Origin of the sequence: Microcoleus sp. F4-D5, from assembly GCF_036704885.1 — a bacterium.
Lineage (GTDB): Bacteria > Cyanobacteriota > Cyanobacteriia > Cyanobacteriales > Microcoleaceae > Microcoleus.
Genome location: NZ_JAUBSX010000067.1, coordinates 12,003 through 31,703, shown reverse-complemented (window position 1 = coordinate 31,703; position 19,701 = coordinate 12,003). Strand labels below are relative to the sequence as shown.

Sequence of the window (19,701 nt, the reverse complement as noted above, 5' to 3'; positions counted from 1 at the left end):
ATTTCGGTCATTTCCTATACAAAATTTTACATTTTTCAAATATTTGAAATCAAATTTGTTTCTAGGTTTCGGGGTCTGGCTGGTGGTTAATAAGGTTTTTTTATTAACCGCAGAGTACGCAGAGTACGCAGAGAGAAAAAAGCAGAAAAAGAGAATTTCACACATTATTTAAATGTGCTATTATATAAATATAAAGTTGGCAAATTCTCAAAAATACAAATCAAATGCCTGCCTTAAATGCCGTTGTTTTTGATTCTGATGTCGAGCCTGGGTTAAAGCATTTGAATGCAGCCAAAGTCCGGTGGTTCCGCCCCCGCCTGAAAGCTTGGGCCGAGCAAAATTTCCGTGATTTTCCTTGGCGGCATACCTGCGACCCCTACGCGATTTTAGTGGCTGAGTTCCTGCTGCAAAAAACTACTGCCGCTACAGTGGCTCCGATTTATCAAGAATTTGTCGATCGATATCCGACTCTCTCCGATCTAGCAGCCGCGCCTGCGGAGGAAGTTGCTAGTTTGTTGCAGCCTTTGGGTCTTTTTTTTCGGGCGCAAAAGCTGCGGGAATCGGTGCTGGTTATCCTAGACAATTATCAGGGAAACGTTCCCCGCACGGAAGCTCAGTTGCTGGAACTTCCCGGAGTTGGCAAGTACATTGCGCGATCGGTTTGCGCTAATGCTTTCGGACAGCCAAAAGCGGTGCTCGATACGAATGTTGCTCGGATTTTGCAGCGTTTTTTTGGGATTGACGGCGGTAAAATAAAATCGCGATCGCCCGAACTTTGGGAAGCCGCAGAACGAGTTGCTCCCAAACAGCAAGTCGGACCCTGGAATTTAGGAATGCTGGACTTTGGGGCGGCAGTTTGCACTGCAAGAAACCCTCGCTGCGGCGAGTGTCCGCTGCAACAGCAGTGCGAGTACAAAATTAGCAGCGAAGTCATTCGATTTTAAATTTTAGATTTTGGATTTTCGATTGACCCCACAGATAAATTCGGGGGCTTGAGGATTTTAGATTTTAGATTTTGGATTGATTCCACGGATAAATCACGTGGCGGGTACCATCCTGAAATTCTTGGTCAATTCTCGGCTAATTGTCGAATTCAATTGACAAATATTCAAGCGCATTTGTAGGGGCGGGTTCACCAATAATCTCTGGCTCAAACCAACAATCTCAAAAACCCGCCCCCACCCAACGGTAAATACTGTTAATTAACTGTGCCGCAGCGGAAGTTCTATCCGAAATCTAGTACCTTTACCCGGTTCAGAAAAACACGTTAACTCTCCTTTGTGCTGTTCTACAATTATCCGATAACTGACAGCAAGTCCCAATGCCAGGCTGTGTTCCACAGGTTTTGCAACCAAAAATGGGTCAGAAATTTGCGCTGTGATATCTTCGCTGATTGCCATGCCGTTATCTCCAATTTCAATAGAAATCCGCCGCTCATCAACCACCTGAGTGCTGATCCAAATCACAGGCTTAAACTTGACCGATTCCGATTCCTCAAACTCTTGAGTCAACTCTTCCAAAGTATCGATCTCGTAATTGATAATATTCAGAAAAGCTTGATTGAGCCGACCTGCATAACACTCAATCTGTGGCAAGTTGCCGAATTCTTTCATCACCTTGATGTCTCGCCTTCCCTCGCGAGCCGGCAAGCGGTGCTGCAACAACAACAGAGTATTTTCTAAACCGTCGGAAACATCGAATAACTGCCAGCCCGATCGATCGCTGCGGGAAAAATCCTGTAGCGACAAGATGATTTGGCGGATGCGATCGCTCCCGTTACGCATGGAACTCACAATTTTTAACAAATCGTCGAGGACAAATTCCACATCCATATCTTGCTGTTTTTGTAAAATTTCTGCTCCGGGATTCACTAGCTGTTTTTGATACAATCGCAGCAGTTCTATTAAATCAGTAGCGTAAGTTTGGACGTGAGTGAGATTGCTGTAAATAAAAGTAATTGGGTTGTTAATTTCGTGGGCGATACCAGACACCAATTCGCCCAAACTAGACATTTTTTCATTTTGCAGCATTCGATCGCGCGACAGATCCAATTCTTGCTGGGTGAGAACCCACTGCGCCCTCAACTCGCGCCCTCGCTCAGAGGCGCGCACCCGCGCCAATAATTCCTGCTTAACTATTGGTTTAAACAGAAAATCGTCAAATGGCGCATCCAATTCTTGAACTTCTTCAAATTGCTCGGGTGTTGTCAGCAGAATAAAATAGGCTGCCGTCAATTCTCGTGAAGCGAAGCTATCCCGTAGGGAATCGGCTTTCACCAGCCGGCACACCTCCAAAAAGTTGATTTCAGGCGAAGTCCCGTCGCAAATTATCGCATCGGGGGACAACTCCTTCGCCAATTCTAAACCCTCCTTGTCGTCGGGAACGACTCTCACCTGATGTCCCTCTTGGCTGAGTAACTCTTGGACAACTTGAAAAGTCACAGTATCCGCGACGATCGCCAGAATCTTTGCCATACTTCTACCAACTCTACAAATTACTTTTTAGGATACAACCGCCAGAATTGCGCCGACATATTTAAAATTGGCAAATAGTTCAATCCCACAAAAAATAGCCCGTGCCAGTTGCCTCAAACGCAAAAATAGCTCGGTAGAAGGTATAATTTTAGACGTGCAGCGCAAAAAAGCAAATTCTCGCCTTCGTAATTGGGCTTTTACATCAGAGCTTTCTGCCTTCAGACTGCTGACAACTATCCTAGATAGTTTCTCAAGTTGCGCCCGGAAACGATAAAAAACTTTAAAATTAATAAATCAATACTTCGGACAGTTTTACGGCCCGCGTCCACAGGCAAGAAACCCGGTTGCTACGAGTTTTGCGACAAGTCACGAGAAATTTAGCAAGAAACCGGGTTTCTGAGGTCACGAGTCTGCCCAGTAGAAATTAAGTTTTGAGTTTGCAGCCAGCGTTGTCCTCAGCCGGCTTCTTGCGGTGGAACCCTAATTCTACAGTTGGCTATCAAAACTTATCCGAAGAATCGATCGATAGTATCGTCTAATTAACCTTCTAGGTCAGCGCCTGGGAATGCCAATTACCAACACCACCTCAACTTTGATTCAAGCCGAAACACTAGAACTATTAGAATGGCCGCGCCTGTGTCAGCACTTGGCTACCTTCGCGGCCACCAAACTCGGCGTCGCCGCCGCCCTCGACCTCGAAATCCCGGCAACTCAAGTTCAGACAGCAGAACTCCTAGCCCAAACTCAGGAAGCTTATCAGTTAGAAAGCCGCGCTAGCGGTGCTTTGAATTTTGAAGGAATCCAAGACATCAACACTTCGCTGCAGCGAGCCGAACTGCAAGGTTTGCTCGGCGGCGAAGAATTGCTGGCAATTGCTACCACCCTCGCGGGGGCGAGGCAATTGCGCCGGATAATTGACTCTGAGGCAGATGTGCCGACGCTCAAAGAACTGGCAGCCCAATTGCGGACTTATCCCGAACTAGAGCAAGAAATCCACCGCTGTATAGACGATCGCGCTCAAGTAGCAGACAGAGCCACTCCTAAATTAGCAGGAATTAGAGTTCAAATGCGACAGTTGCGCGATCGCATTTATCAAATATTGCAGGGGATTTTGCAGCGCCAATCCAACGCCGTACAAGAACAGCTAATTACCCAAAGAAGCGGACGCTTTGTCATTCCCGTCAAAGCTCCCCAAAAAGATGCCATACCGGGTATCGTTCACGACTCCTCGGCCAGCGGCGCGACACTGTACGTAGAACCCCACAGTACAGTCAATCTTAACAACCAAATGCGGCAGTTGCTCAGGCAAGAACAAGCCGAAGAAGAAGCAGTCCGCCGCGCCCTCACCGAGCAAGTGGCAGCAGTAAAACCCGATTTAGACAGATTGTTGGTTGTAGTTACAACTTTAGATTTAGCGGTCGCTAAAGCGCGTTACAGTTTTTGGTTGCAAGCAAATCCGCCGAAATTTATCGAATTGGGAGAGCCAGAATTACCACCAAAAAATCCTGAAAAATTCGATGAGGAAAAAGAAGATCGGGAGAACTCAGAAAACAGTCAATTATTAATTCCCAACCTGCGATCGCAAATTACTCTCCGCCAGTTGCGCCATCCTTTGTTAGTTTGGCAGCAACAATACGAGCAAGGCTATCCAGTCGTGCCGGTCGATTTAACGATCGGGCCGCACATCCGCGTCGTCGCTATCACCGGCCCCAACACCGGCGGCAAAACAGTCACCCTCAAAACCTTGGGATTGGCAGCTTTAATGGCGAAAGCCGGAATGTTTGTCGCCGCCCGCGAACCCGTAGAATTGCCTTGGTTCGACAATATTTTGGCCGATATTGGTGACGAACAATCTTTGCAGCAAAGTTTGTCTACTTTCTCCGGCCATATCCGCCGCATCAGCCGCATTTTAGAAGTTTTACACAATAAATCGCTTGGAGAAGAGGAAGGGGAAGAAAACTTAAACATCCCAATTGCTAATTCCCAAATGTCAATCCCCAAATCTTTAGTTTTGTTAGACGAAGTAGGAGCGGGGACAGACCCATCTGAAGGCAGTGCATTGGCGATCGCCCTGTTGCAATATCTCGCCCAACATTCCCTATTAACAGTTGCAACTACCCACTTTGGCGAACTCAAAGCCCTCAAATATCAAGACTCCCGCTTTGAAAATGCCTCAGTAGAATTTGACGACAATTCCATGCAGCCAACCTATCGCTTGCTGTGGGGAATTCCCGGACGTTCCAACGCCCTCACCATTGCCAAAAGACTCGGTTTGCTACCAGAAATTGTCGAAGAAGCTCAAACTTATGTGGGGGGAGCATCTCAAGATGTCAATCAAGTGATTGCCGGACTCGAAGCACAGCGCCGGAAACAGGAAATCAAGGCCAGAGAAGCAACTCAACTGCTACACCAAACCGAAAAACTGCACAGAGAAGTTTCTCAAAAAGCAGCGGCTTTGCAAGAGCGGGAGCGAGAACTGAAAATAGCTCAGGAAGTGGCAGTAAATGAGGCGATAGGGTCGGCAAAATCAGAAATTGCTCAAATCATTCGCCGCTTGCAGTCGGGCAACCCGACGGCTCAAAATGCCCAACAGGCGACAGAAACCTTAAATCAAATTTCTGAAAAACACCTGCCTTCTCGGCAACAACCGGCTAAACCCAAACCGGGTTTTATGCCGAAAGCGGGCGATCGCATCCGCATTCCCAGCTTGGGCCAAACTGCCGAAGTCCTCAGCGGCCCCGATGCTAACGAAGAGTTGAGCGTCCGGTTTGGGATTATGAAAATGAGTGTCAAACTGGGAGAAATTGAATCCCTAGACGGTCAAAAACCGGAAACTAAAGCTCAATTAGCCAAGGTAGCAGCCCAAGCCCAAGCACTCGCTACGGCTAAAGCCAAGCAAGCAGCGGCGGAACCTGCAAAACCCAATTCCGAAATCGCCATTCGCACTGCTAATAATTCGATCGACCTACGGGGTGCGAGAGTCTCCGACGCAGAAATCGAAATAGACAGAGCTCTTTCCAAGGCCGTGGAATACGGAGTCCTGTGGATAATTCACGGCAAAGGTACGGGACAGTTGCGGCGCGGGGTTCACGAGTTCCTCGCGAATCACCCGCAGGTTTCCCGCTTCGAGCTCGCCAGTCAAAAAGAAGGAGGTGCAGGTGTGACGGTGGTTTATTTGAAATAGTCAGGATTTAGGCATTTCCGGTTGACTCGTAATTATATACTTGTCGGCAGCAAAACAAGTCGCAACGAACATATCATACTGATGCAACCGGAATGGATACTATACTGCAAATGTCGCCTAATTAAGAGTTGATTTACCATTTTAGTAACTGCCTGACTAATGAAAAAAACTCCCTCAAATGAAGTCTTGGTTGGCGACTGTCGTGAAGTGATGAAGACATTGCCAGAAAATTATATTTCTGCGTGTATCACTGACCCACCTTATAATTATGAATTTATTGGTCATAAATGGGATGACTCAGAAATTCAAAGGCGTATTGAAAGAGTCAATGGCAAGGGAAATAAAACCTTTGTTAAAAACATTCCCTATGGCAGTGGTTTAGCAGGTGGAGTCAGAAACGAAAAATGGTATCAAAGGAATCGCAACAACACTCTGGATTATGAAAACTGGTGCTTTGAGTGGGGCGAGCAGCTTTTTCGGATCTGCAAACCGGGTGCGACAGTTTTAGTTTTCAACAGCACGCGAACGGTTGCTCACGTACAAGTTGCACTTGAAAGTGCTGGTTTCTATGCGAGAGATATTCTTGTTTATAAAAGATCCAGTGGTATCCCTAAAGGTGTCAATATCAAACAACAGTTAGAGAAGAAAGGATATGAAAATTCTGAAAAATGGGATGGTTGGCACAGTTGTCTGAGGAACGAATGGGAAGCAATCTGCGTACTTCAAAAACCGCTGGTCAATAATTACTTGGAAACTCTACTGGAGTATGGTACTGGTCTATTTTATACTAAAGATGGGTTCGGTGGTTTTCAGTCAAATATTTTAGAAGGTATACAGCGTGAGAAAACCGAGGAGTTTAACGTTCATTGCACAGTTAAACCAATCGCTCTCATGAGAAAGCTGGTGGAAATATTTGTACCGCGTTTGGAAAATTCTATTCTAATCGATCCTTTCGCAGGATCTGGAACCACATTGCTGGCGGCGAAAGAATTTGGCATTAGGTATGTTGGCATTGAAATAGTACCTGACTACATAGAGATTATCAACAAGCGCCTTGATAGTTTCAGCGGTATACAGGGAATTCTCCCACTTTTTCAATAAGAAATGACTTTAAATCAAACCCGCTTATTGTTTGTATAAACTCAAAGGAATCGTCCCCTGTGTAAACTTTCCAAGTTCCTGCTTGGTACGCTGCAATAGCTGCGGGCAAATTATCTTGTCTAATAATTAAAAATACGGGTTCGTAATTATAAGTACGAAGTAGTGGGCCATAAGATTTGAACTTTTTCAGTGTTCCAGAGTCTCCTGAGCCAATACGATATTTTGTATGTATTGCATACCCATCAACAATCAGATCGCACGGCTCATCGCTTCCAACTTTAAATGCTGGCTGAAAACTACTGCAATATGTTTTACACGTTTCAGTAACTAACAATTGCCAATACATACCTAACTCACGTCCCCAATATTGCCTGTTTTCTTTTTTGATTATTGGAGAAATACCAAACACATCCATTAAAATATCGTGTTCTTCATTCTCTTCTGCATAAATTTTTTCGGTAAATGAGTTTTGGTATCTTGCTAAAATTTTATCTAGTCTTCTTTCAGTCATCATCAATTACCAGATCGGCTAGACTAACGGATAATGCCTTGGCTATTTTGCTGGCATTAAGTAGCGTTATATTCCTTTCACCTCGTTCAACAGAACCAATATAGGTGCGATGTAATTCAGATAGTTCTGCAAGCTTATCTTGGGAAAGATTTCTGAGCTTTCGGAAATGTCTAACTTTTTTACCAAATTGCTCCGTAATATCCATAGATGGCGCCAGATGAAGCAATGACAACTATAATCTGACAGACTATAAGTAGCGACAGACTATAAGTAGCATTCGAGAGCGCTAGGATATTTGCATTGATATAAGTCCCGATAGTTTCAAAGCACTGATTTGATTTCGGTCACTCTGCGGCGTAGCATGGTTAGGGATGAAAATCTATGGGTTTTGCCGATTGCGATCGATCGAACTTGAAGCCGCAACTTTTAACCCGCAACTCCGTCCAGCAGTTAGGATTGCCGGAATCAAAGCAACGAGCTATGGAGACAAATTAACAGATGTGCTGTTGCCCACAGGCCGCAAAGCTTTCATCACTGCATACTGTTTGATATCCTGCCTCAACCTGTCTTAAATTTCCCGTGCTGAAGCCATGCGCTCGACCGTAAAGTCCTCCGCTCCCACAAACGAAACGGGCCCATCTCCCAACTGGGAAGAATTGACCCAAAAAGCACCAGAACCTACCCAGTTGGACAACATTAAAGCCCAACTGGATTTAGTGCTGTTAGCCCTAGAAGCACTGGCAGAAATTGGCTCAGAGGCTATGCTCAAGGTAGCAGCCGAACTGAATTTAGAGCCAATGGTAGCCGATCGGGTAGCTTTGTGGCGGCTGCGCCAATCTAACCCGCTGCGGAAAGGCCAGGGAGGGCGCAAAAAACTCGATGTGGAGGAAGCTCGATCGCTCGTTTTGATAAGCTGTCATTTGGCAAAACAGCACCAAGCTTTAATCCGCCGCGCTGTTGCTTTGCTCGAACAAATGGCAGAGCAAAACCGCGAACCTCACACCATCGCTTTGCTGGGAGATTATATTGACAGGTTCAGCAACACTTACGGCTCGCGCATGGAAGATGCAGAAAATTTATCGGCCGGAGAACTGACTGATTTGGCCCTCAAACTCCTGATCGATTTGCTGTTTTACAGCAGTCCCGGCGGCCACCGCCGCCTCTGGCTGGCTCTTCTAGACCGTGCTAAAAATTAAACAACAGTCAGTATTCAGCAGTCAACAGTCAACAGTCAACACTCAACACTCAACAGTCAACACTCAACACTCAACAGTCAACACTCAACAGTCAACAGACTTTCTGCTATGGTTCTCAAACGGTACACGCCCCCCACTTGCACGCTGGAAATCACAGCCAAAAGTTCGCCTCTATCTCGCTGGGCGGGCCAACCCGTGTTTAAATCTTTAAGTTTCGAGCTGCGGCTCGACGACCCCAGGCTGCCAGATACCCAACACGTTACTCTCAGGGGCGATCGAATTCAACTCGAAACCCTCCACGAAGCTGTCAGCAACTACGTCCAAAACTTGCTGGGCGAATCCCGCGATTGGGAAAGCAACCTCAACTCTCAAACCGGCCGTACCGCTGCAGGCCCAGACTCGCCAGAAGCCGCGCGTAACGCGGTTATATTCGATCGAGCCGCCAACACTTCCGAACTAGCAACTTCCAACCCCTACTCTCTCCCAACTTCCTACCTTCCGGTTCCCCCCCGCTTAGAACCCCGCGGCTTGCTCGCCCACAACTTGTTTTTAGGCTCTTTGAGCGCTGCAGAATCCGGGCCGGTAGTTCCCTTGAGCACCCTGCAACTGTTTGACTTGGCCACAGCACTAGATGACTGCACCGCCGAAGTGATGGCGCTTCCCAACCTCAACCGCGAGTCCCGAGGGCCGCTGTCCTCACCCTGGCTCAAGCTGGCAGCAATGCTGGTCGCCAGCGCGGGCCTGACGACTGGAATTATCAAAATGCTCGATCGAACCGCCACCTCCCCGCAAACCGCCACAGCCCCCGCCACAGCCCCCGCCAATCCGCAATTGAGCACCGCTCCAGCAAACCCCCAGTTAGCTGCAGGCGCTTCCCCCAGTCCAGTTGCCGCCCTACCGACACCCCCAACACCAAAACCCGCAGCCACACCCGCTTTACCGCCCCTGCCGCCCCCTCCCATCAACACCGCCGCCTCCCCCAGCCCCAGCTTGCCCCCCATCGCCCTCGCCCCAAATCCCCCCAGCAACAGACCCAGCCCCATCCAGCAGCCACCCTTGCTATTTCCCCCCAACGGCAGCGCAGCCAGCGCCCCACAGAGCGCCCCAGCATTCCCTCAAGGGCAAACAATCACTATTCCCGCCCCCGAAGAACCGCCGATTTCCGCCCCCCAAGCACCCGCACCAGTACCCTACGTGCTGCCCCCACTACCGCCGAGACTAGCTCCCGCCGTACCGCCCCCCCTGCCGCCCTCCCTGTCTGCTTCCCGATTTCCCGTTCCCCCCCCCCAACCCTTCCCCAGCCCCATCGAGCCGATTGTCCCCCCCGCCAGTACCGAACTCCCACCTCTTGAGGACGCTCAACCGAGTGCCGAGTCTGAGGACGACAACCAGCTCGCGGCGAGCAAAAAAAACCACACTTTATTTGATACTATTCCTCAAGTTTCAGAAGCTAGAACTTACTTTGAGGAACGCTGGAAGCCTCCTGAAGGAATGGAACAAACTTTAGAATACAGCGTGCTGATCGATGAAAATGGGTCAGTTCAAAGTGTTGTGCCGATGGGAAAAGCAGCAGCAGATTATATCGAGCAAATTAATATGCCATTAGCCGGCGAGCCGTTTGTTTCTGCCGTTTCTAATGGAAAAAACCCGAAAATTCGAGTGGTTTTGCGACCGAACGGTCGAGTACAAACCTTTTTGGAAGAGAGCGATTAAAAGCTCTCAAACACATTGTCAAGATGGGAAATCCCGGTTAATTGCTAATCTTAAACAAGTTCAAAAAAAATCTATTTTTAACTGCGACAGCAGCAGCCAGCGTATTGACAGTTGCTCCAGTTTATGGTGCACGTATCTCTTTACCCGTGCGGGCAGAGTCACCATTGACAAAAGTTGCTGACTCTCGTCAACCGATGCTCATTGCACACCCTACAAACTTCCTTCTTCCGACGGACATCCGACTGACATCCGTTACATCCTCAGAAAGCGAATCCGTTGCCGAACTTCCTTCTATATCATCAATGCGCTTTTTTTCTATCCCAAACTTCTCCAATCCAATAAAAAACTGCAATCCCGCAAAAACTATATAAAAAATCTTCAATACTAGCAGTACGATTGGGTAAAATCGCTTGCAGTATTTCTTCCACAGCAGTGAACACGGTAAAAATTGTCGGCCCGAAAGGAATTGAATAATTAAACAAATTCATCTTTTTTTTGCCAGTTGCTCTATGGCACAAAAAAGATGCTATTCCGTACAAAACAAAGTGTCCGAGTTTGTCATAAGGCGGATGAGCCAGAGGAAAGTTGACTAATTTCCCCGTATCTGCTAAGAGCATGATAGTGAGAAGAATTAAAAAGTACAAAAAACCAGCAACAATCCAGAATTTTTTTGATAACTTCATTTTGTTTTTTGGCAATACTGACTAGACACAAACCAAGTCCGTGCAACGTGAAACTAAGATAAAATCTGGTTAATTACGTATTGTATTTGTAGGGGCAGGCCTACTCGTAGCAGCAGATCAAATTTAATTGGTTTTCACTGTCAAAACTTGCGGTGGCGACGCATCGGGCGGATAAATAAAATCCACTTCTACAAGTCGCTTTTCTCCCGATTTCATCTCTAATTTTACCAAAGGTTCCCCCTGCTGTCCCCGCCGCTGCACTAAATGCACGTAGCGAGTTTGAGGCACTTTAGTATCATCAGTATACCGCACTCTGACCGTTCCCCTAAAAAAAGTTTGAGGTGCCGGAGGTTCTAAAAAAGTAAGTCCTCCTGAAGTTAATTTGTCTGTCTTAATTGGAGTTTGAATCGCGACAGTTACAGTTTGATTGTTGCTGGTAGAATTGTACAGCGGCAAGCTGAGACTGTATTGAATTCCGTAATTGCCGTGGGCGCGGTATGCTGTATCTGGGTAGCGGACTAGCATCCTCGCACTTTGCACTTGATTTGTGCCCAGCATTCCGCGCGGGAGGCTGCTTAATGGGTAGGAAAATGCTGTTCCGGGTTGGGGAATTGCTAGGTTTGATGTGGCCGGGTTGTCTGAGAGAAGTGCTCGCCATTCTGAACCTAATGCTACACCGGCAACTCGGCCGTAAATTACTTGACCTTCGGTGATTTCCGGCGGTGTGGGAGTTCGATCGCGCGGCCCGGCTATATTACTATTGTCTAATAAATTTTGCCATTCTGCTAAGTTGGGCGATCGCTCGTTTCCCTCTGCGTCAAGTCGGGCAAACATCGCCAGACTGGCAACATAGACTGTACCATCGCTCCGCAACCGCATCAAGGTCGATCGACCGTTTAGCGGCGGTACCAATCCCCGCACCGGTATCGGATGATTCATCAACAATTGGCTTTTTCCCGGTGGAATAATTAACTCCGGCCCAAAGTCTGACTGTCTCCTTCCTCTGAGAATATCATTCACAGCGCGGCTTCCCGGCCCCGCGTAAATATTGCTGTTTGAATTATCGACTTGCGGCGGCAATTCAATAAAAGGTGCATCGGGTTGACTGAGATAACTCGCAGCTTGCAATATATCTAATTTTACTGGTTTGTTGCCCGGATTGTAAACAATTACTCCTTGATACAAGGTTCGCAAATCTTCCGGCGAAGGTGCGCGGGCTATGTGGTGGGCAAATATGTCAAAACGTCCTTGAAATGGAAAGTTTAAATGTGCGGCCGGGAATCTTTTCCCATCCTGGGGAAATGTCGAAAGCAAAATTCCTTCTTGCAGCACTACTTCGGGACTGTTGCTGTTAAATACTGGTATGTTGTCTAACTGTCCGGGGAGAGGTCGTACTTCTTGGATTTGGACGATTTCTTGAGGTGCGGGAGGGGTTTGGGCTAAGGGGATGATTGATATAATTGGCAGCATTTTTTGATGTTTTGCATTTTTGAGATGAGTTTTTTTTTACCGCAGAGGGCGCAGAGGAAGAGAGGGAAGAGAGGGAAGAGAAGATGAGGTAAATCTTCGTGTCAGTGGGGTTTTGTACTGAGATTTTGCGTACCAGTCCTAGCAGATATTGTGATTTTTACCTCGCCCACTGTTGTAATATGTAGTTGTAAAATTTTGCGGTGTCTACTTTATCCATTGCTTGAATTTTTCGCCCTCCAGTTGTAACTTTTGTGCGTCCTTGGCTGATGCCTTCGGTAATAATTTCTGTTTCCCATTCTCGCAGTTGGTAAAATTCGGGACGCGCTAAATAAGCAGTTGCCAAAATGTCCCAAAAATAGTAATCTTGAGATATTGCGAGGGCATAACACTGTCCTGCTAAGTCGGAAATAGGATATTTGCGCTGTCTTGCTAAAAGATTGGAAAATTCTACAGTCAGCGGTACGTTATTGGTGATGTCTAAAGGACACATGACAACGGGAATTTGGGTTTGCCAAATTCTCTCGATTGCTATCGGGTCCCAGTAAGCATTCCATTCCGCCGACATATCTTGTCCGGGTTCCATATCTTTGCTAACATTGCCGATAACATTGAGGGCGCCTCCCATCCAAACAATTTCTTGAATTTTGCTTTCAATTTCTGGCGCGATATCTAAAGCTTGCGCTACTGTTGTTAACGGCCCCGTTACCATTAATGTGACTGGTGCGGCTGCATCTTGCAAAACTCGCACCATAAAGTTTTGTCCGGGTTCTGATATTAACGGCGTGTCAATGGTTCCTTTTTCATTTAGAATGGGAAGTCGATCGACTGCAAACGAATCTCGCCGAAATAACACCGGAAATGGGTTGAGTCCCCGCACCGTACTCGCCGCCGCCGGAACTTCTGAACGCCCCATCAAATCTAGGATTTTGCGCGTTGCACTCACCGCCGGTTGAATGTAGCAGTCCGCAGGAGTTACAATTACTCCCAGAGTTTCGACTTCCTCCATTGTCATCAGCAACACGACTGATAGATAGTCGTCAACTGCACCGTCGTGATCCATTAGTACGAGTTTTTTAGACATTTGGCTTCCCCGGTGACTGAATTACTGTAAACTACAAATATTAATTTTTTTGTGCGAGAAACACAACTGCCTCAACTATATGAATACAGTATCACCTTACGGCTCTTGGAAATCACCTATTTCTGCCGATTTAATTGTTTCTGGAACTGTCGGACTCGGACAAATTGCTATTGACGGCGATGATATTTATTGGGTTGAGGGAAGGCCTTCGGAAGCGGGAAGAAGCGTCCTCGTGCGGCGCACTCCTGACGGTACAATCAGCGACGTGACACCGCATCCTTTTAATGTTCGCACTCGCGTTAACGAATACGGCGGCGCTGCTTTTGCAGTTGCTGGCGGTGTTGTCTATTTTTCTCATTTTGCCGACCAACGTATTTACGTTCAAACATTAGATTCACAACCAGAACCTCTGACTCCTGCTGCTAATTGTCGCTATGCAGATGCGATAGTTGACAAGCAACGAAATCGCCTGATTTGCGTGCGCGAAGACCATGCCGGTGAGGGGGAACCTGTCAATACTATTGTTAGTATTAATTTAGATAACGGCGAAGATATTCAAATCTTAACTCAGGGCAATGATTTTTATGCTTCCCCTCGTTTAAGTCCAGACGGTTCTCTACTTTCTTGGATTTGTTGGAACCATCCAAATATGCCGTGGGATGGGACAGAATTGTGGGTGGCAGAAATTAATGCTGACGGTTCTTTAGGTGAAAAATACTTAGTTGCTGGCGGGGTTGAGGAGTCGATTTTTCAACCGGAATGGTCGCCCGATGGAGTTTTGTATTTTGTTTCTGACAAGTCTAACTGGTGGAATTTCTACCGCTGGCAATCTAGAACCCCCCTCAATTCCCCCTTGGTAAGGGGGGAAGCAGAGATAGAAACCAGCTTGTGCGAAATGGCGGCTGAATTCGGACTTCCTCAGTGGGTTTTTGGAATGTCTACTTATGCCGTTGTCTCGGAAAGCAAAATTATTTGCACCTACACTCAGCAAGGCAAGTGGTATTTAGCGAGTCTTGATTTAACGACAAACCAGTTGACAACAATTGAAACGCCTTACACTGATATTTCCTCCGTCAAAGCGCGGGGAGAAACTGTGCTTTTTTTGGCAGGTTCGCCGACTGAATCTACTGCTATTGTACAATTAAATTTAGCAACAAGTCAACGGTCAATATTGCGCCAATCGAGCAATTTAAGCATCAGTCCGGGTTATCTTTCTGTACCGGAACCGATTGAATTTCCCACGGAAAACAATTTGACTGCTTTCGGTTTCTTTTATCCCCCGAAAAATCAAGATTTCGCAGCACCTGCGGGTGAAAAACCGCCGCTTGTCGTCAAAAGTCACGGAGGCCCAACTGCTGCTACTTCTAGCAGCATGAATTTAAAAATTCAATATTGGACGAGTCGCGGTTTTGCCGTACTCGATGTTAATTACGGCGGCAGCACTGGTTACGGCCGAGAATACAGAAAAAGACTGCAAGATAGTTGGGGAATTGTCGATGTTGACGACTGCGCTAACGGTGCTAAATATTTAGCTGAAAAAGGTTTAGTTGATGGCGAAAGAATGGCGATCGCCGGAGGCAGTGCAGGGGGGTACACCACTCTGTGCGCTCTTACTTTCCGCGATGTGTTTAAGGCAGGTGCGAGCTATTATGGAGTTAGCGATGTGGAAGCTTTGACAACCGAGACTCACAAATTTGAAGCGCACTATCTGGATGGATTAATCGGGCCTTATCCTGAAAGAAAAGATTTGTATGTAGCTCGTTCGCCGATTCATTCCGCCGAACGTTTATCTTGTCCCGTTATCTTTTTTCAAGGATTAGAAGATAAAGTGGTTCCGCCCAATCAAGCGGAAATGATGGTAGAGATATTGAAAGCTAAAGGTTTGCCAGTTGCTTATGTTGCTTATGAAGGGGAACAGCACGGTTTTCGCCGCGCTGAAAATATCAAAAGGACTCTTGACGGCGAATTTTATTTCTATTCGCGGGTTTTTAAGTTTGAGTTAGCTGAACCTGTGGAGGAAGTGCAGATTTACAATCTTTAGAAAAAATTAAGATTGCAGTTACTATGTCTTCGCTCAACGGCAACTGCAATCTTTAAGCATAATTTGTACATATCGAATGTGATGTCGTTCACAACTTTTGCTGTTTATTATCACAGTTTTTTGCTGTTTATTGTCACAGTTTTTAAGGCCATAAACTGACAAAATTTTATAGTGCGATCGCCTTTTGTTAATTCAGAAACGCCCGATCGCGCCATCGTCGAATTCAGACTTAATCGCTATGCAAACTCCTATCCACCTGATTCCATCTGCTTTGGCCGAGCTGTTTGCCGAAGTGAATCATAATGGCTACATTACTATAGCCGATCGGTACGGTTTGATGGCTGCTATTTTTGACGAAAATTTGACGGAGGAAGACAAACGCTCGATCGATCGACTCCTGCGCTCTGTGTGCCGGGGAAAGATCAAATTAGTTAACGAATTGTCTATGCTCAGGTAAGTGACGATTATTTTCCTTAAGAGTAATTTTAAACATCTCAATAATCAAAAAAAAGTCCCAATTGTCTCGTAATTGGGACTTCGAGGGAGGAAACTATTGTTATTTTTTGATCGGTACAGGAGTCAGCCCAACTGTCCTGGTCGCACGCTCACCCAAAAAACCCGGTTTCTCCTTGTCACGTTCGAGCCTGTACTACCAAATTACCTGAACAAACTGGGTTGTTGGGTTCAGGAATGCCAAAAAAGCTTTGGCGTGCGAATTTATAGCGGTACGGTGCGAACTGGGCACCTGACATAGAGAACTTTTCCGTAAGTTCTCAACAAGTTCAACGTGCAGGTATAGTTGTAGCCAACTGGAACTTACTCAAACTTTCTTCGGGCTGAACATCCATCTGATAGCTGAGTGCCGAAGGAATCCCGAGCACGCAGCACGGAAAATTATTGCCTAGTTCCCTAACCAGCGAGTGGTTTACCGAATCGCAGCCCAAGAAAAGTAAGTTTGCTGATTCTAATTCAACCACATTTCTCAGTTCTGTAGCAACCCGCCCGATCCGCAAATGAGCTTTGAATAAACCGCGCCATTCCTCAGCCAAACAGCGAGCTTGCCACAGCAACTTATCTGCTACCTCATACTCATTCTTTTGACCAAAAATTTCTTGAAAATAATGCGGATCGATCCAAGTTTTTGGTTTGGATACCAATTGGATTTCGGGCGGTAAAGCGCTCGCAGGCGCTGCACAATTAAGGGCGAATGTGTCCTCTAAATTAGACACTTTCTGCTGTGCAGCCAAGGCATTTGCTACAGCAAATTTGCAAGTATCTTGGCGGTAACTTTTTGGCGCTTCGTCGATCACGTATACGACTTGAACCGTGACTTCTTTAGTTGTTACTAAACGAGTTTGATGCGCCATCCAAAGGGTAATATCCAGAGCTATTTGACTTTGGGGAGAACTGTTGTAACCGACAATAAAATTGATTGTTTTTGCCTGTTTTGGAGATTTTGATTTCTTAGAAACTGGTAATGTTGGCTCCGGCAGCAACACCATTTCTTCTGCTAAATTTTGGTATCCCAATGCACTTTCAAAACGTGCTAACATTGTTTTGAGATTCACAGGCTTAACCTCTCTTAAGTGAATTTTTATTTCGATCCGTCGGGTGTTATTCGTCTTGAGTAAAGTAGCGATCGAGAAAATTCAAAGCATAGTTGCGCAGTTCGTAATAATCCTTCGATTCTCGCAACTCCTGGCGATTGCGCGGGTGCGCAAACGGCACTGACAAAATCTCTCCTATTGTCGCCGCCGGGCCGTTTGTCATCAGCACAATGCGATCGGACATATAGATAGCTTCATCCACATCGTGAGTAATCATCATTGCAGCTTGTCTGTGATTTTCCCAGATATCCAGCACCTGTTTCTGCAACTTGCCGCGAGTTAAAGCATCTAGGGCTCCAAACGGTTCGTCCATTAATAACATTTTCGGTCGAATCGCCAAAGCTCGTGCAATCCCAACCCGCTGTTTCATGCCCCCTGAAATTTCGTCTGGATATTTATCGGCTGCCGATGTTAAGTTTACCATTGCTAGGTGTTCGTTGACAAGACTAATCTTCTCGGGACGGCTCAGACTTTGCAAAACTTCATCAACTGCCAGCCGAATATTTTCCCGCACCGTCAGCCAAGGCAGCAATCCGTAGTGCTGGAATACCATCATGCGATCGGCTCCAGGTTTGCGGATTTCTTTTCCTTCCAGTGTCACCATTCCTCTGCTCTGTTTTTCCAAACCAGCAACTATTTTCAGCAGCGTTGATTTGCCACAACCGGAGTGACCGATTACCGAAATAAATTCGTTTTCTCCAATACTTAAATTGATATTTTCGAGAACGCTAAATTCGCTGCCGTCAGCATTTTTATACGACTTGAACAAGTTGTCAATTTCGAGAAAACCGGAGTGATTAGGGACTTGGCTATTAGTGTTGATTGAAGTAGCAGTATTTTGAGTCATCTGATGTACCTGGTAATTGTTTATTGGTTATTGATAATTGAGCTGGGGGCGGGTTTATTCAACCTATCTCCACCCTTGGAATTTCTGGGCGAACCCACTCCTACAGGATTGATAAGAATGGTGTTTTTCGGTGAATTTCAACGGAGATTGGGCATCTCCAAGCTATAAACTCGTAGGGGCGGGTTCGCCAACAGCCTCAAAAATTGCTTCGAGATTAGATAAACTCGCCCCCACCCCGGAACTAGACCGTCACTTTCAACCCCTAGCAGAAGGCTAGGAAAAAAGGCAGATTTAAGACTGAAAAAAAGACTGAGGGCGGTTGGCTCGAATTTCAAAACTATTCACATAACCCACCGGATCGCTAGGATCGAATGCCTTTTTATCAATGAAAAGTTCCGCAGGTTCCACTTGGTAATCCTCCTTCGGACAATCGATCGCCATTTCGGCAGCAATCTTGCGGTAAAGGTCGGTTCTCCAAGCTTTTTTAGCTAATTCCTCAGCATTTTTTGGCACTTCTTTAATCTGTCCCCAGCGAGCGGCTTGAGTCATCAACCACAGACTGTGAGACTGCCACATAAATGTTGAATGATTTCCCGGTATTTGAGGCAAATTCTTAGGAATGTCATAGAAAATAGTTGCATCTTCCGATTGTATTGTGCGGTCTTTTCCGTCAAACCCTCCATAGTTGTAGTCGCCAACAATTGCCGGTCGCGTAAATTTGTCGATCGCCCCTTTTTTCGGTTTCGCCCCCGTAAACGATCTCTCAGTCAGCAGCGCCGATATTTCACTGCGATTTTCCGGGTTGCTGCAATACTGACAAGCTTCCACCATTGCCTTAACCAGCGAGTAATAAGTCTTCGGATTTTCCTCAATGAAGGATTCCATTACTCCCAAAAGGCGATCGGGATGTCCCAGCCAAACTTCCTTGCCTTGGACGAAGGTAAAACCCACTCCCAAATTGCCTTGAATTGCCCGCGTATTCCAAGGTTCGGCCACCATGTAAGCCTGCATCGCGCCAATCCTGATATTAGTGACCATCTGCGGCGGCGGCACAATAATTACCCGAAATTCTTTGAACGGATCGACACCTGCCGCCGCCGATATGTAGCGGACAAAGTATTCGTAAATCGCAGAACTCAGCACCACTGCCCAAACTCTTTTTTCCGATGGCTGACTGTCAAAAAAAGCTCGAAATTGTTTGCCAAATTCGTCAAAATTGCCGTTGTATTCGTGCCACGGGCGCAAACCGGAATCCCACATAGCTTTGTTCATCGTCATGGCGTTGCCGTGGCGGTGAATTGTCATTGCCGCGCACAGGGGTGCGTGGCGCGCTCCTTCTGCGCCAATTCGGGCGTTTGTGACCGCGCCGGATACGACTGGGGAGGCGTCGAGGCGGCCGAAGATTACGCCGTCTCGGGATGTTGCCCAGCTTGCTTCGCGGTTGAGTTGGACGTTTAAACCGTATTTGCGGAAAAAGCCTTTTTTCCAGGCGATCGCAAATGGCGCGCAATCGTTAACCGGCACGTATCCTACTGTTAAATTTGGTTTTTCTAAGGTTCGGAAATCGACGATCGGCTTTACCGCTTCGGCTTCTTCAGTGAGTCCTTTTGCCGATCGATCCGCGCTAATTCCACAACCAGATAAAGCCATTCCCGCCGCCGCCAAGCCCATTCCTTGCAAAAACTCTCGGCGCTTCCATTCATTGGAAAACTTGTCAATCATACAATTTTAGATTTTAGATTTTAGATTTTAGATTTTAGATTTGAAGTTGTAGTTGTAGGGTGCGTCGCCAC

Annotated in this window: 18 protein-coding genes; 9 read left to right on the top strand and 9 right to left on the bottom strand. The window is 46.6% G+C overall.

The window, feature by feature from the left end; all coding sequences use genetic code 11:
• Nucleotides 1-224: 224 nt before the first annotated feature.
• A complete protein-coding gene (locus QUA80_RS25160) occupies nt 225-944 on the top strand; it encodes an A/G-specific adenine glycosylase (RefSeq protein ID WP_333427733.1) in 720 nt (239 codons plus the stop codon).
• Nucleotides 945-1,202: 258 nt separating this feature from the next.
• On the opposite strand, the gene QUA80_RS25155 is transcribed toward QUA80_RS25160, so the two are convergent.
• Nucleotides 1,203-2,474 carry an ATP-binding protein gene (locus tag QUA80_RS25155; RefSeq protein WP_333427732.1) on the bottom strand — a complete coding sequence of 424 codons (1,272 nt, stop codon included), beginning with the start codon at nt 2,472-2,474 and terminating at the stop codon, nt 1,203-1,205.
• A gap of 592 nt (nt 2,475-3,066) precedes the next feature.
• On the opposite strand from QUA80_RS25155, the gene QUA80_RS25150 reads away from it, so the two are divergent.
• Nucleotides 3,067-5,658, top strand: a complete 2,592-nt coding sequence (locus QUA80_RS25150; RefSeq protein ID WP_333427743.1) for an endonuclease MutS2 — start codon at nt 3,067-3,069, stop codon at nt 5,656-5,658.
• Between the two features lie 159 nt (nt 5,659-5,817).
• Nucleotides 5,818-6,759: a site-specific DNA-methyltransferase gene (locus QUA80_RS25145; protein WP_333427731.1), complete on the top strand. Its 942-nt coding sequence runs from the start codon at nt 5,818-5,820 to the stop codon at nt 6,757-6,759.
• Here the strand turns inward: QUA80_RS25145 and QUA80_RS25140 are convergent.
• The gene (locus QUA80_RS25140) at nt 6,722-7,273 is read right to left on the bottom strand and encodes a hypothetical protein (protein ID WP_333427730.1); all 552 of its coding nucleotides are present in this window, start codon (nt 7,271-7,273) and stop codon (nt 6,722-6,724) included. The genes QUA80_RS25145 and QUA80_RS25140 overlap by 38 nt on opposite strands.
• Nucleotides 7,263-7,475, bottom strand: coding sequence for a helix-turn-helix transcriptional regulator (locus tag QUA80_RS25135; protein ID WP_333427729.1), 213 nt, complete (start codon nt 7,473-7,475; stop codon nt 7,263-7,265). The genes QUA80_RS25140 and QUA80_RS25135 overlap by 11 nt, the downstream gene beginning before the upstream one ends.
• A gap of 166 nt (nt 7,476-7,641) precedes the next feature.
• Here QUA80_RS25135 and QUA80_RS25130 point away from each other — a divergent pair, with 166 nt between their 5' ends.
• The 3 genes from QUA80_RS25130 (at nt 7,642) to QUA80_RS25120 (ending at nt 10,179) form a co-directional block, all read left to right on the top strand.
• On the top strand, nt 7,642-7,842 hold the full coding sequence (locus QUA80_RS25130) for a hypothetical protein (RefSeq protein ID WP_333427728.1): 201 nt from the start codon (nt 7,642-7,644) through the stop codon (nt 7,840-7,842).
• A gap of 18 nt (nt 7,843-7,860) precedes the next feature.
• Nucleotides 7,861-8,466, top strand: a complete 606-nt coding sequence (locus tag QUA80_RS25125; protein ID WP_333427727.1) for a DUF3038 domain-containing protein — start codon at nt 7,861-7,863, stop codon at nt 8,464-8,466.
• Nucleotides 8,467-8,574: 108 nt separating this feature from the next.
• Nucleotides 8,575-10,179 (top strand): DUF4335 domain-containing protein, encoded by a 1,605-nt coding sequence (locus QUA80_RS25120; protein ID WP_333427726.1) that lies wholly within the window; start codon nt 8,575-8,577, stop codon nt 10,177-10,179.
• A gap of 299 nt (nt 10,180-10,478) precedes the next feature.
• Here QUA80_RS25120 and QUA80_RS25115 read toward each other — a convergent pair whose 3' ends face one another.
• The 3 genes from QUA80_RS25115 to QUA80_RS25105 all read right to left on the bottom strand — a co-directional run bounded on the left by QUA80_RS25115 (nt 10,479) and on the right by QUA80_RS25105 (nt 13,413).
• Complete coding sequence (locus QUA80_RS25115; RefSeq protein ID WP_333427725.1) at nt 10,479-10,862, bottom strand: VanZ family protein; 384 nt, start codon at nt 10,860-10,862, stop codon at nt 10,479-10,481.
• Nucleotides 10,863-10,985: 123 nt separating this feature from the next.
• The gene (locus QUA80_RS25110; protein WP_333427724.1) at nt 10,986-12,332 is read right to left on the bottom strand and encodes a DUF3370 domain-containing protein; all 1,347 of its coding nucleotides are present in this window, start codon (nt 12,330-12,332) and stop codon (nt 10,986-10,988) included.
• 157 nt (nt 12,333-12,489) lie between these two features.
• Nucleotides 12,490-13,413, bottom strand: coding sequence for a nucleoside hydrolase (locus QUA80_RS25105; protein ID WP_333427723.1), 924 nt, complete (start codon nt 13,411-13,413; stop codon nt 12,490-12,492).
• Nucleotides 13,414-13,492: 79 nt separating this feature from the next.
• On the opposite strand from QUA80_RS25105, the gene QUA80_RS25100 reads away from it, so the two are divergent.
• Together QUA80_RS25100 and QUA80_RS25095 are read left to right on the top strand one after the other, a co-directional pair.
• The gene (locus QUA80_RS25100; protein WP_333427722.1) at nt 13,493-15,454 is read left to right on the top strand and encodes a S9 family peptidase; all 1,962 of its coding nucleotides are present in this window, start codon (nt 13,493-13,495) and stop codon (nt 15,452-15,454) included.
• A gap of 238 nt (nt 15,455-15,692) precedes the next feature.
• A complete protein-coding gene (locus QUA80_RS25095) occupies nt 15,693-15,911 on the top strand; it encodes a hypothetical protein (RefSeq protein ID WP_333427721.1) in 219 nt (72 codons plus the stop codon).
• Between the two features lie 325 nt (nt 15,912-16,236).
• Here the strand turns inward: QUA80_RS25095 and QUA80_RS25090 are convergent, their stop codons facing one another.
• Both QUA80_RS25090 and QUA80_RS25085 read right to left on the bottom strand, forming a co-directional pair.
• Nucleotides 16,237-17,022: a universal stress protein gene (locus QUA80_RS25090; RefSeq protein WP_333427720.1), complete on the bottom strand. Its 786-nt coding sequence runs from the start codon at nt 17,020-17,022 to the stop codon at nt 16,237-16,239.
• 46 nt (nt 17,023-17,068) lie between these two features.
• A complete protein-coding gene (locus QUA80_RS25085; protein ID WP_333427719.1) occupies nt 17,069-17,908 on the bottom strand; it encodes an ABC transporter ATP-binding protein in 840 nt (279 codons plus the stop codon).
• A 130-nt stretch (nt 17,909-18,038) separates the two neighbouring features.
• On the opposite strand from QUA80_RS25085, the gene QUA80_RS25080 reads away from it, so the two are divergent.
• Nucleotides 18,039-18,185, top strand: a complete 147-nt coding sequence (locus QUA80_RS25080) for a hypothetical protein (RefSeq protein ID WP_333427718.1) — start codon at nt 18,039-18,041, stop codon at nt 18,183-18,185.
• A 14-nt stretch (nt 18,186-18,199) separates the two neighbouring features.
• Here the strand turns inward: QUA80_RS25080 and QUA80_RS25075 are convergent, their stop codons facing one another.
• The gene (locus tag QUA80_RS25075; protein WP_333427717.1) at nt 18,200-19,630 is read right to left on the bottom strand and encodes an ABC transporter substrate-binding protein; all 1,431 of its coding nucleotides are present in this window, start codon (nt 19,628-19,630) and stop codon (nt 18,200-18,202) included.
• Between the last annotated feature and the right edge of the window lie 71 nt (nt 19,631-19,701).